At 73.5% G+C, this 11,911-nt stretch carries 11 protein-coding genes and 2 pseudogenes; 8 read left to right on the forward strand and 5 right to left on the reverse strand.

Annotated elements, in window-relative coordinates; genetic code table 11:
• Positions 1–367 precede the first annotated feature (367 nt).
• Both ACR9ZG_RS14920 and ACR9ZG_RS14925 read right to left on the reverse strand, forming a co-directional pair.
• Positions 368–1,723 (reverse strand): diguanylate cyclase domain-containing protein, encoded by a 1,356-nt coding sequence (locus ACR9ZG_RS14920; RefSeq protein WP_481285635.1) that lies wholly within the window; start codon positions 1,721–1,723, stop codon positions 368–370.
• Positions 1,724–1,794: 71 nt separating this feature from the next.
• Positions 1,795–3,726 carry a sensor domain-containing diguanylate cyclase gene (locus ACR9ZG_RS14925; protein ID WP_481285636.1) on the reverse strand — a complete coding sequence of 644 codons (1,932 nt, stop codon included), beginning with the start codon at positions 3,724–3,726 and terminating at the stop codon, positions 1,795–1,797.
• A gap of 105 nt (positions 3,727–3,831) precedes the next feature.
• Between ACR9ZG_RS14925 and ACR9ZG_RS14930 the strand changes: the two genes are divergently transcribed.
• From ACR9ZG_RS14930 to ACR9ZG_RS14945, 4 genes and pseudogenes are all read left to right on the forward strand, one after another.
• Positions 3,832–5,181, forward strand: coding sequence for an MFS transporter (locus ACR9ZG_RS14930; protein WP_481285637.1), 1,350 nt, complete (start codon positions 3,832–3,834; stop codon positions 5,179–5,181).
• Between the two features lie 10 nt (positions 5,182–5,191).
• Positions 5,192–5,536: pseudogene (locus tag ACR9ZG_RS14935) on the forward strand (class I SAM-dependent methyltransferase); the annotation flags it as partial.
• A gap of 94 nt (positions 5,537–5,630) precedes the next feature.
• Entirely contained in the window at positions 5,631–5,954 is a 324-nt protein-coding gene (locus ACR9ZG_RS14940) for a hypothetical protein (protein ID WP_481285645.1), read from the forward strand.
• Positions 5,955–5,980: 26 nt separating this feature from the next.
• A complete protein-coding gene (locus ACR9ZG_RS14945) occupies positions 5,981–6,691 on the forward strand; it encodes an aspartate/glutamate racemase family protein (protein WP_481285638.1) in 711 nt (236 codons plus the stop codon).
• Between the two features lie 27 nt (positions 6,692–6,718).
• Here ACR9ZG_RS14945 and ACR9ZG_RS14950 read toward each other — a convergent pair whose 3' ends face one another.
• A complete protein-coding gene (locus ACR9ZG_RS14950; RefSeq protein ID WP_481285639.1) occupies positions 6,719–7,036 on the reverse strand; it encodes a hypothetical protein in 318 nt (105 codons plus the stop codon).
• A 160-nt stretch (positions 7,037–7,196) separates the two neighbouring features.
• Between ACR9ZG_RS14950 and ACR9ZG_RS14955 the strand changes: the two genes are divergently transcribed.
• Both ACR9ZG_RS14955 and ACR9ZG_RS14960 read left to right on the forward strand, forming a co-directional pair.
• Positions 7,197–7,613: a CBS domain-containing protein gene (locus tag ACR9ZG_RS14955; RefSeq protein ID WP_481285640.1), complete on the forward strand. Its 417-nt coding sequence runs from the start codon at positions 7,197–7,199 to the stop codon at positions 7,611–7,613.
• Between the two features lie 62 nt (positions 7,614–7,675).
• Complete coding sequence (locus ACR9ZG_RS14960; protein WP_481285641.1) at positions 7,676–7,855, forward strand: hypothetical protein; 180 nt, start codon at positions 7,676–7,678, stop codon at positions 7,853–7,855.
• A 54-nt stretch (positions 7,856–7,909) separates the two neighbouring features.
• On the opposite strand, the gene ACR9ZG_RS14965 is transcribed toward ACR9ZG_RS14960, so the two are convergent.
• On the reverse strand, positions 7,910–8,488 hold the full coding sequence (locus ACR9ZG_RS14965; RefSeq protein ID WP_481285642.1) for an alpha/beta hydrolase: 579 nt from the start codon (positions 8,486–8,488) through the stop codon (positions 7,910–7,912).
• A 148-nt stretch (positions 8,489–8,636) separates the two neighbouring features.
• On the opposite strand from ACR9ZG_RS14965, the gene ACR9ZG_RS14970 reads away from it, so the two are divergent.
• Together ACR9ZG_RS14970 and ACR9ZG_RS14975 are read left to right on the forward strand one after the other, a co-directional pair.
• Positions 8,637–10,157, forward strand: a complete 1,521-nt coding sequence (locus tag ACR9ZG_RS14970; RefSeq protein WP_481285643.1) for an ATP-dependent DNA ligase — start codon at positions 8,637–8,639, stop codon at positions 10,155–10,157.
• Between the two features lie 82 nt (positions 10,158–10,239).
• Positions 10,240–11,334 carry an epoxide hydrolase family protein gene (locus ACR9ZG_RS14975; RefSeq protein WP_481285644.1) on the forward strand — a complete coding sequence of 365 codons (1,095 nt, stop codon included), beginning with the start codon at positions 10,240–10,242 and terminating at the stop codon, positions 11,332–11,334.
• A 92-nt stretch (positions 11,335–11,426) separates the two neighbouring features.
• Here the strand turns inward: ACR9ZG_RS14975 and ACR9ZG_RS14980 are convergent.
• Positions 11,427–11,911 (reverse strand): annotated as a pseudogene (locus ACR9ZG_RS14980) (hypothetical protein); the annotation flags it as partial.

Here is an 11,911-nt window from a genome sequence, read left to right on the forward strand (position 1 = left end):
GGGGGGGGGGTGGGGGTTTGCGCCATTGGCTTGGGGGGGGGGGGTCCGGGGCGGGGGGGGGGGGGGGCGGGGGGGGCGGTCAGGCGGCGGCGGACTCGGCGGCCGGCTCCTGGGGGGCGTCGGTCTCGTCGGCCGTGGCGAGGGTGCGCTCGATGTGCACGCGGAGCGAGCTCATGGGGTGTCCTTTCGGGTGGACGGGGGTTCGGATGATGCGGGGCGACGCTGTCCCGTCCGCACGGCGGAAGCTGTCATCATAAACCGCAGAATCTGAGCGGCCGCCGGGCGTCGATCCGGCCACGCTACCGGCCGACCGGGCGGTTCCGCTCCACCCCATCCGGGCGACACGGCCCCACGGAGGGGCGTCCGGTCAGGAACCGACCGCGAGGAGCGCGTCGTCGCCACCGCCGCGGCGGGCGTCGACGATGCGGTCGCCCCCGGCGTTCTTGGCCCGGTACATCGCCTGGTCCGCCAGGCGGATGAGGAGGTCAGGGTTCCATGCCGAGACCTCGGTCCTGGCGACCGAGAGGCCGATGCTCGCGCTCACCGGGAAGCCCTCGGGCAGGTCGTCGAACGGGCGCCGCACCTCCCGCCGGATGCGCTCGGCGACGTCGTGAGCCGCGGCGTCGTCCGGCACCTCGCACACCACGACGAACTCGTCGCCGCCGTAGCGCGCCACCAGATCCTCGTGGCGGACGACCGACTTCAGCCGTGCGCCCACCTCGCGCAGCAGCAGGTCGCCGGCGTGGTGGCCGAGCGAGTCGTTGACCGCCTTGAACCCGTCGAGGTCGATGAACAGCACGGCCATGAGCGTGGCGGCCGTCTTCGTGTAGTCGGGGAGCAGCGTCTCCAGGAACCGGCGGTTCGCGAGCCCGGTCGTCTCGTCGTGCATGGCCGCGTGCTCCAGCTGGCGCTGCAGCCGGAGGCTCGTCGCGGTCTGGCCCGCCTGACCGGAGAGCGCGTCCGCCAGCGGGGCGGCCTCGGCGTCGAAGGTGCGCGGGTGGAGGAAGAAGCACGTCCACAGACCGAACAGCTCGTCGTCGTGCCGGATGGGCGAGGCGAGCATCGAGTACACCCCGCACTCGCGGAACGCGCGGCCCAGCGCCGGCGACACCTCGTCGGCCTGCTCGGCGCCGCTGATCTTCACGACCGCGCGCAGCATCGAGGCCTGCGGGGCGAGCGCCGACAGGTCGATCGTGGACTCCAGCGGGTTGCTCCCGGAGGCCTGCTCGAAGCTGCCGTTCTCGTCGAGGAGGAAGACGGCGGACTCCTCGGCGCCGTACGCCCTGGCCACGGTCGTGGCGAGGATGTCGGCCAGCTCGTGCTCGGTCGTGGCGGTCGCGAAGGCGATGGAGGCGTCGATCACGAGCTCCAGCCGGTTGCGTGTGCGCTCCTCGAGCGAGCGGGACCGGGTGAGGCGGTCTTCGAAGGCCATGCGCTCCGTCGCGTCCAGCAGGACGACCAGCTCGCCGTCCGGAAGCGCGCTCCGCGTCTGCATCACCGCGCGACGACGGCCGTCTGCGGCGGCCAGGCGCACCACCGATCCGTCGGTGGCGGGGTTCTTGGACGGGCGCAGCATGGCGTCGAGGGGCTGGCCGGCGAGGTCGGCGATGGGGCGTCCGGTCCAGGCGAGGAAGGTCGCGTTCGCCTCCACGATGCGCCCGTCGACGTCGAGCTGCACCACCGCGCAGGGAAGCTCATCCGCCGCCAATGACCGCACGGGCACTCCTTCGGTTCGTCACCGGCCGGGATGGCGGCGTACCGTCTCGATCCTAGCGCGGACCCACCGGCATTTCCCTACCGGGAGGTACGATTCCGGCCCGCCTTCTTGGCCCGGTACATCGCCGCGTCGGCCGCATCGAGCAACTGCTTGGCGGTGTGACCGTCCTCCACCGCGATGACCCCGCAGGAGGCGGTGACCATCACCTCGCCGCGCTGCGTCTGCACGGGATGCCCGATGGCCTCCACCAGCCGGTCGGCCACACGGTCGCCCTCCGCCTCCGCGAGCCCGGCGCACAGCACCACGAACTCGTCGCCGGCGAGGCGGGAGATGACGTCGTCGGCGCGGCACGCCTGCGTGATCCGGTCGGCGACGGCGCGCAGCACGGCGTCGCCGGTCTCGTGGCCCTGCCGGTCGTTGACGGCCTTGAAGTCGTCGAGGTCGAGGAAGAGCAGCACGCCGCCCCTCCCTTCGGCGACGACGGACTCGAGCGCGCCCTCCAGCGAACGGCGGTTGTGCAGCCCGGTCAGGTGGTCGATCATCGCGAGCTGCGCGAGGCGCGCCTCCCGGCGCCGGTCGAGCGCTCGTGCCAGCTCCCGGCCCAGGTCGCGCGCCTCGTCACCGGTGCGGCCCCACGGCAGCGCGCTGCCCTGCACGCTCTCGCGCCATTCGGAGAACGACCGGCGCGGCGACAGCGGGGTGTCGCGGTTGCTCGCCGACTGATCGCCGAGCCAGCGGATGACCTGCGCGGCCTCCTGGCGGAAGAACAGGATGACCCCGTGCCCTGGCACCGGCGTCACGAGCATGCCCGCGAATCCGGGGGTGAGGGTCGCGAGCGCCGCATGCGTCCGCGCGATCTCGTCCGTGTGCATGGGCTCGGTCCCCGCCGCGGCGAGCAGCACGCTGCGGTCCACCATCGGCACGGACCCGATGCTGCGGCTGACGCCGTCGAGCGCGAGGATCGCGCCGTCGGCCTCCACCAGGGCGAGCAGCTCGTCGCCGCGCTCGATGAGCGACAGCAGGGGGTCGTCGGCCGACGGGACGTCCGCGAGCACGACGGATCGGCGCTCGCGCAGGGAGAGGTCGTGGCGCAGCTCGGCGCCCTCGAGTCGATCGCCGAGCTGCACGGTCAGCTGGGTGGCGAGCACCTCCAGGGCGCGGCGCAGCAGGATGGGCATCCGCCGCTCGGTGCGGTGCGCGCAGGTGATCATCCCGACCAGCCGGTCGTCGGCGATCAGCGAGAAGGAGACGGTCGACGCCTGCCCCATGTTGCGCATGAACTGCAGGTGGTGCGGCGACACGGCGCGCAGCTCCGCACCGCTGAGGTCGAGAGCAGGGGCGCCGGGATCGCTGCCGACGAGCGGCGTGCCCGCGTCCTCCGTGCTGACGATGGCCCGCGACAGCTTGGTGAGATAGAGCGAGCGGGCCTGCTGCGGGATGTCCGAGGCGGGGAACCGCAGGCCCCGGTAGACGTCCATCCCCGGCTCGGAGGCCTCGCCCGCGATCTCGCCGTGGCCGTCCTCGAAGAAGCGGTACACCATCACGCGGTCGAAGCCGCTGATCCGCTTGACCTCCTCGGCCGCGGCCTGGCGCAGCTCCTCCGCGCTGGTCAGCAGGCCGAGCGTGCGGATCGCGTTGACGACGGACGGCGTCGCCAGGTCGGGCGCCCCCTCCGCCGGCTCCAGCTCGATGACGGCGCGGTCGCCGAGGCGGTGGATGATGGCGTCGTACGAGCGGCCGCCCAGCTCGACGCGCACGGGGTCGCCGTGCGATGCCGCGGCGACGGTCCACTCCAGTGTCGGGCTGCCGAGCTCCGAGATCGAGCGGCCGAGCCACCGGGCGGCGTTCTCGCTGACCGTGACGATCTCGAACGTGTTCACGTCGACGACGAACAGCACCCCGTGGGACTGGATGCGCCCCGGCGTCCGGATGGGCTCCTTCACGCATTCCTCGAGGCGCTGCCTCTCGGCGGAGTCCGCCAGGTCGGTCACGGCGGCGGAGTCATCCATCCGTCCAACCTAGCAACTGCGATGAGGCGGTGAGCCGAGTGCCCCGGAATCGCCCGGCGCGCAAGCCCCTCCCCCGATCCTCACAGGCGACGGAGGGTGATTCTCATGACAACCGAACAACGACGGCGCTCGATCGTCCGCCGCATCAACCTCAGCGCCGCCTGGGGCGAGGGGTTGGACGGGTTCGACCTCGGCGTGCTCAGCGTCGTGCTCCCCGCCCTGACCACAGCCCTGCACCTGTCTCCGGTGGAGGCCGGTCTCATCGGGGCCTCCTCGCTGATCGGCATCTTCGTGGGCGCGCCGCTCGCGGGCTACCTCACCGACCGCTTCGGCCGGCAGCGGATGTTCACCATCGACATCCTGTGCTTCGTCGTGCTCGGTGCGCTGCAGGCGATGGTGACAGAGCCGTGGCAGCTGTTCGTGGTGCGCGTGCTGCTCGGCGTCGCCATCGGCGCGGAGTACGCGATCGGTGCGGCGATGCTCGCCGAGTTCGCACCCAACCGCAACCGCGGCCGCCGCCTCTCGGCGCTGCTGGTCTGCTGGTACGGCGGATTCCTGGTGGCCGTCGTCGTCGCGTACGCGATGACCGCCGCCGGCCTGTCGTGGCGGTGGATCCTCGCGACCAGCGTCATCCCGGCGGTGGGCGCCTGGATCGTGCGCTTCGGCATCCCCGAGTCGCCGCGCTGGCTGCTCGGGCACGGCCGGCGCGCCGAGGCGGACCGGATCGTGGAGCGCGACCTCGGCCGCGACTACGTCGAACGCGAGGGCATCATGGCCGAGCGGGAGGCGCAGGGAGGCTACCGAGAGCTGCTGCGCGGCGAGAACCTCCGCCGGCTGGTGTTCGTCAGCGTCTTCTGGGCGTGCAACGTCGCGCCTTACTTCGCGATCTTCACCTTCGCGCCGGTGGTGCTGGAGTCGCTCAGCCTCTCGGACCCTGCCTGGGGCACCATCGGCGTCAACGGCCTCGCCACGGTCGGCGCGCTGGTGGGGGCGCTCACCATCGAGCACGTGGGGCGGCGCAAGCAGCTCATCCCGCCGTTCTGGATCATGGCGGCGGCCCTCGCGGTCGTCGGCATCTGGTCCGGGGCGCCGGTGTGGGTGACGGTGCTGTGCTTCGCGGTGTTCGCGTTCTTCAACGCGCTGCAGGGCAACCTCTCGGCGGTCTACCCGATCGAGATCATGCCCACCGAGGTCCGCAGCTCGGCGGTCGGCGTCGCGGCGGCGGCGAGCCGGGTGGGCGCGGCGGCCGGCACGTTCCTCCTCCCCATCGGCATCGACACCATCGGGACGGGCTGGTGCATGATCATCGCCGCGGTGGTCTGCGTCGTCGGAGCGCTGGTCTCGCAGGTCATGGCGCCGGAGACCACCGGCAAGACGCTGAACGAGACGAGCGACACGTCGTCGGAGGCGACGGCGGCCGGCTCGGCCGCAGCCACGGCAGGGGCGGCGGCGTAATCTCGCCGGCATGGGCGGGGCCGGGTTCGAGGACCACTTCGACCGCAACGCGGAGCGGTACGAGCGGGCACGGCCTCCCTACCCTCCTGCGCTGTGGCAGGCGCTGCGCGAGCTCGGCGCACTGAGGCCAGGAGCGCGAGCGCTCGACCTCGGTGCGGGCACCGGTCAGGCCACCGGCGCCCTCGCCGAGGCGGGGCTCGCCGTCTCCGCGGTGGAGCCGGGGCCCGCCCTGGCGGCCCGGCTCGCGGCGCGCGTGCCCGCCGCGACCGTCGTGAACGCCCGCGCGGAGGACGCCGTGCTGGGCACGAGCGCGTTCGACATCGTGACCGCGGCCACCGCCGTCCACTGGTTCGACCTCGACGTGCTGCTGCCCCGCGTGCACGACGCGCTGGCTCCCGGCGGCCTCCTGCTCGTCTGGCGGAAACGTCTACGGCGATCCGGAGGCGGAGGTGACGCCGTTCCGCCGCCGCATGCAGGCGATCGTCGACCGGCGGCAGGCGCCGCCGCGACCGGGCCCCGGCGAGCTGGAGGTCGAGCGGTGGGGCCGCGCGCTCACGGCGGGCGGACTGTTCCGCGTGGAGCGCGTCCGGACGTTCCGCTGGAGCGTCGAGCTCGACAGCGCCCAGGTCCGCGACCTCTTCACCACCTTCAGCGACTGGACGCCCGCCGAGGCCGCGGAGGCCGCGGCCATCGTCGACGAGCTGGGCGGCTCCGTCACCGAGCACTACTCGACCTGGCTCATCGCGCTGCGACGGGCGGACCTGCCAGACTGACGCCCTGACCGTCGGGAGGGGACAGGATGAAGCGGATCGGGCTGCTGGGCGGCATGAGCTGGGAGAGCTCCGCGCTCTACTACGAGCTCATCAACGAGGAGGTCGCCCGGCGGCTCGGCGGGGTGCACTCCGCCGACTGCGTGCTGATCTCGGTCGACTTCGGCGAGGTGCGGTTGATGCAGCAGGAGGGCCGCTGGGACGACGCCGGCGCGCTCCTCGCCGGCGAGGCGTCCCGGTTGGAGGCCGCGGGCGCGGACTGCGTGGTGGTGTGCACCAACACCATGCACAAGCTCGCGGACACGATCACCGCCGCCATCGGCATCCCGCTGCTGCACATCGCCGAGGTGACGGCCGGAGCCGTGGCTGCCGCCGGGGTGACGGAGGTCGGACTGCTCGGCACCCGCTTCACCATGGAGGAGGACTTCTACCGGTCGGTGCTCGAACGCCACGGGCTGCGGGTCCACGTGCCGGACCCGGAGGCGCGCGAACGGATCGACCGGATCATCTTCGACGAGCTGGTGCTCGGCGACATCCGCGACGAGTCGCGGGCCGACCTGGTCGGCGTCATCGGCGGACTGACCGCGGCCGGCGCGCGAGGCGCCATCCTCGGCTGCACGGAGCTGGAGCTTCTGGTGCGCCCAGAGGACACGCCGCTGCCGCTGTTCCCGACGACCCGGCTGCACGCGCACGCCGCCGTGGACTTCGCGCTCGCGGGCGACGCGTCCGCCGGCGCCTGACGCGGGCGCGACTCGCGCGGGCGCGGCTCACGCGGGCGGGTGGCTGTCGCCGCTCACCCCCGGCTCGAGGTCGTGCACGTGGTCGTCGACCCGGCGCTCGGCGTCTCCGCCCACGGCCCGCCCGCGGCGCCGGCGGACCAGGCCGAGCACGGTGAGCAGCAGGCCGACGCCGATCAGCACGGCGGAGGCGAGCCACATGGCCAGGGCGACACCGGCTCCCTCGCCCTCGGAGTTCGTGCCGGGCGTGGTCGCGAAGTAGGTGATCAGCGTCGCCAGCCCCAGCACGAGGAGGATGACGCCGACGATGGTCAGCGGCTTCGATCCCCGCGGCTCGATCATGCCCATGGTTGATTCCTCCGATTCGGATGCCCGCACACTCGTCGTCGCGTGCGGCGCGTCTTCCCTCCACGGCTACCCCGTCAGCCGCGCGCGTCAAGGCCTGCCCCGCTTCGCCCCGGCGCGGTGGGATGGAGGCGAGACAGCGCCGAACGGAAGGAGCAGGACGATGACCGTGGTCCGCGATGTGATGACACCGGGCGCCGAGTGCGTCCGCGAGACCGAGACGCTCTACGACGCCGCCGTGAAGATGCGCGACCTCGACATCGGCGCGCTGCCCATCTGCGGCGACGACGACCGGCTGAAGGGCGTGCTCACCGACCGCGACATCGTGGTGAAGTGCGTGGCGACCGGCGGCGACCCGCGCACCGCGACGGCCGGCGAGTTCGCCCAGGGTGAGCCGGTCACGATCGGCGCCGACGACGACGTGGTGGAGGCGCACGGCGTGATGCAGCGCCACCAGGTGCGGCGGCTCCCGGTGATCGACGGCCACCGGCTGGTCGGGATGGTGTCGCAGGCCGACCTCGCCCGCTCCAGCTCGCCGGTGCAGACCGGGGAGACGGTGGCGGAGATCTCGGAGGACTGAGGGGTATCGCCTCCACCGGCGGTCCTGCGCCAGGATGGGCGCACCAGCAGGGAGGAGCGAGCATGAGCGACCACAGCGGCGACGGCGGCGACCGGCGGCCCGAGGAGTACCCCGACCGGGCCGGCTATCCCGACGGGGAGGGGACGCTCGACGAGGGGACGGGCGCCTTCCGCGGACCCGACCTCGGCGACCTCGAGGAGTTCGCGATGCAGGACGAAGAGGACGAGGACGAGAACCTGTGACCTCCGCCGAGTCGTGACATCAGCTCACGGCTCGGCGCACGGACCCGCACCGAGTCACGACTCGGCGGCCCGCTCGCGCAGGAAGCCCGCGACCTCCGCCGCCATCGCCGGAGGCACCTCGTGCCCGACGCCGGGGAGCACCCGCTCGACCAGCGTGGTGTGCGCGGGGAGGAAGTCGGCCAGCCGCCGCACGTCCGCCTCGGTGATGGCGTCGTCCTGATCGCCGCGGCACCACAGCACGGGCGGACGGAGGCGGGCCAGTTCCTCGTCGCCGCGCTCGCCGTCGATGCTCATGAAGCCGGCGAGCACCACCACGAACGCGATCCGGTGCGGTGCGCGGCGCAGCGCCTGGAGGGCCGTGGCGGCGCCCTGCGAGTAGCCGACGATCCCGACCCGCTCGCCAGGAGCCTCCTGCTCGATCCGAGCCAGGACGTGGTCGGCCGCCGCTGCGACGTCGGCCGAGAGCGGACCCGGCTTCGGCCAGTCCTCGACGTGGAACCACTCGAACCGGTCGCCGAGCGGCAGCGGCGCCTGCAGCACGACGGCGCGCCAGCCGGGCGGAACGGCCTCGACGACCTGGGGGAGGTCGCCGGCCACGCCGTACCTCCCGTGCAGCACCAGCACCACAGCCATGTCACCCAGTATCCCCTCGCCCCCTCCCCATCCCGTCGCACGGAGGGCGCGGCGCGGCCGAACGCGGCGAGTCGTGAGCAGACGCGGGTTCCCGCGCCGAGAAGTGATATCTGGTCACGAGTCGGCGGGGTGGTGGTTGAGTGGGATCGTGCTGCTTCAGACGCTCGTGGACACGACCGACGCGGTGGCCGCGACGCGCTCCCGCCTGGCCAAGGTGGACGCGCTCGCCGCCCTGCTCACCGACCTCGCGCCCGAGGAGGTGGCGCCCGCGGTCGGCTTCCTCGTCGGCAAGCCCCGGCAGGGCCGCGTCGGCGTCGGCTGGCGCGGCGTCACGGCCGCGATCGGCGAGCCGGCCGCCGAGCCGACGCTGACGGTCGGCGACCTGGACGAGCTGCTCGAGACGCTCGCCGCCCTCTCGGGCGGCGGCTCGACCGCCGAGCGCGCCCGGCTGCTGCGCGCCTTCACCGAGCGGGCCACGGCGGGCGAGCAGGACTTCATCGTGCGCGTCCTGCTCGGCGAGATGCGCACCGGAGCGCTGGAGGGCGTGCTGATGGACGCTGTCGCCCGCGCCTCCGACCGGCCCGGCGAGACGGTGCGGCGGGCGGCGATGCTCTCCGGCGACCTCGGCTGGACAGCCCGCCTGGCGCTGACCGGCACCGCCGCCGACCTCGACGCGGTCGGGCTGGAGGTCGGCCGGCCGGTGCTCCCCATGCTCGCCGCCACCGCCTCCACCCCGACCGAGGCGCTGGCGACCACCGGCCCGGCGAGCGTCGAGCACAAGCTGGACGGCGCCCGCATCCAGGTGCACCGCCGCGGCGACGACGTGCACGTCTACACGCGCAACCTGGCCGACATCACGCACCGGCTGCCGGAGGTGGTGGAGGTCGCCCGCGGGCTCCCTGTCGACGACGTGATCCTCGACGGCGAGACGCTGTCGCTCGACGAGGACGGCGGGCCGCGGCCGTTCCAGGAGACGATGTCGCGCTTCGGCGCGGATGCCGCGAGGGAGACGCTGCTGCGGCCGTGGTTCTTCGACATCCTGCACGTCGACGGTCGCGACCTCCTCGACGAGCCGCTGTCGACGCGGCTGGAGGAGCTCGAGCGCGTCGCGGGCCCGTACCGCATCCGGGGCGAGGTGACCGCCGACCCCGAGGTCGCCGAGCGGGTGTCGCGCGAGGCGCTGGCGGCGGGTCAGGAGGGGGTGGTCGTGAAGGCGATCGACTCCCTGTACGCGGCGGGCCGGCGCGGCTCCAGCTGGGTGAAGGTGAAGCCCGTGCTCACCTACGACCTCGTCGTGCTCGCCTGCGAGTGGGGATCGGGACGCCGCAGCGGCTGGCTGTCGAACCTCCACCTCGGCGCGCGCGACCCCGACGGCGAGTTCGGGGAGCCGGGCGGCTTCGTGATGGTCGGCAAGACCTTCAAGGGCCTGACGGACGAGCTGCTGCGCTGGCAGACGGAGTACTTCCAGCAGATCGAGGTGCGCCGCACGGCCGGCACGGTGTGGGTCGCGCCGACGACGGTGGTCGAGATCGCGATCGACGGCGTGCAGCGGTCGACGCGGTACCCGGGCGGGATCGCGCTGCGGTTCGCCCGCGTCAAGCGCTACCGCGACGACAAGGAGCCCGGCGAGGCCGACACCATCCAGACATTGCGCACGCTGCTGCGCTGACGCCGCGGCCTGCGCGAACGGCCGCCGCACCGAATCGAGGTGCCCGCCGAATCGAGATGCCCACCGAATCGAGAGGAGAACCGTGGAGCAGAACGCCTTCACCCGCGCCGACCCCGCCGTGCTGCGCGACCTGCAAGACCGGCTGGCCCGCCGCCGGATCGTGCCGGGCGTGCGCGACGACGGCGCCGGGTTCGGAACCGACCGCACCAGGCTGGAGAGCCTCCTCGACCACTGGGAGCGGAGGTACGACTGGCGGGTGCACGAGGATCGCATCGCCGCGTACCCGTGGCGACGGTCGGCGACCGAGCCGCCCGTGAACGCGATCGTCGCCGAGGCGGAGGCCGACGCGCCCGTCGTGCTCCTCCTGCACGGCTGGCCGGACTCGGTCCTGCGGTTCGAGCGGGTGCTCGGGCGCCTCGGCGACGTCACCGCCGTCATCCCGGCGCTTCCGGGCTTCCCGTTCGCCGCGACCGACGGCAGCGGGCTCTCGGCGGTGGAGCTGGCGGATGCCGTGCACGCGGCGATGCTGGACTTCGGCTTCGACCGGTTCATCGTGTCGGCGGGGGACGTGGGCTGCGATGTGGCGGAGGCGCTCGCCGCACGTCACCCGGAGAGCGTCGCGGCCCTCCACCTCACCGATGTGTCGCAGTACCACTTCCTCGCCGGGCTGCCCGACGACCTCGACGACGAGGAGCGGGCGTACGTCGAGCACGGCCGCCGCTGGCAGGCCGCGGAGGGCGGCTACATGCACGAGCAGTCGACCCGCCCGAACACGGTCTCGACCGCCCTCGGCGACTCCCCCGCCGGGCTGGCGGCGTGGATCGGCGAGAAGCTCGACCGCTGGGTCGACACCGACCCGTCCCTCCCCCCGGCATTCGACGCGGAGGAGTACCTGACCTGGGTGACGGCCTACTGGGTGAGCGGCTCGATCGGCACCTCGTTCGCCCCGTACGCCCTCAACGCGCCGAAGGACTGGGGACGCGTGGAGGCGCCGACGGTCTTCACCGTCTTCCCGAAGGACCTGGTGAACGCACCCCGCCGCTTCGCGGAACGCTTCTTCGCGGTCGCGGACTGGCGCGAGTTCCCGTACGGCGGCCACTTCGCCGCCTGGGAGCGTCCGGACGACTACGTGTGGGGCGTGCGGCGGGCGGTCGAGGTGGCGACGGGGCGGGGGTGAGGGCGAGGATGGTCGGCACCATCACTCCGATACTCCGTACCGAGGAGGGCGTGGTGAGCGCGCGCGTGGAACGCGTCTGACCGGCGCGGCGCTCAGCCCGCTGGCGGGTTGGTCGGCGTCGTCGTGGACTCGGGGGTCGTCGTCTCCTGAGGCGTCGGCTCCGGGGTCGGTGTCGTCTCCGGCGACGGGGTCGTCTCGCCGCCTCCGCCGTTGTCGTCTCCGGAGCCGTCGTCGCCCGTTCCGGGGGCCGGCGCAGGGGCTGGCGCGGGCGCCGGGGAGGTGCCGGTGTCGCCGTCGTCCTGCTGCTGGTCCTGCTGCTGCTGGTCGTCGGACGGTGCGACCGTCGCCGGGACCGCCGGGGCGGTGCTGCTCGGCGTGGGGCGCGGGGTCGACGGGACGGAGTCGGGGGTCGCGGCGCGCGGCAGGAACATGGCGAGCGCGACAGCGGCGGCGATCAGCACGACCGCGCCGGCGACGAGGGCGGCGATCAGTCCGCGGCGGCGACGGCGCGGGCCATCCGCGGAGGTCGCCGCGGCGCCGTCGATCGGGCCGGTCGGTGGGACGGGCGGGATGGCGC

The sequence above is a fragment of the Leifsonia sp. KNZ12-8B genome (genome assembly GCF_056755495.1).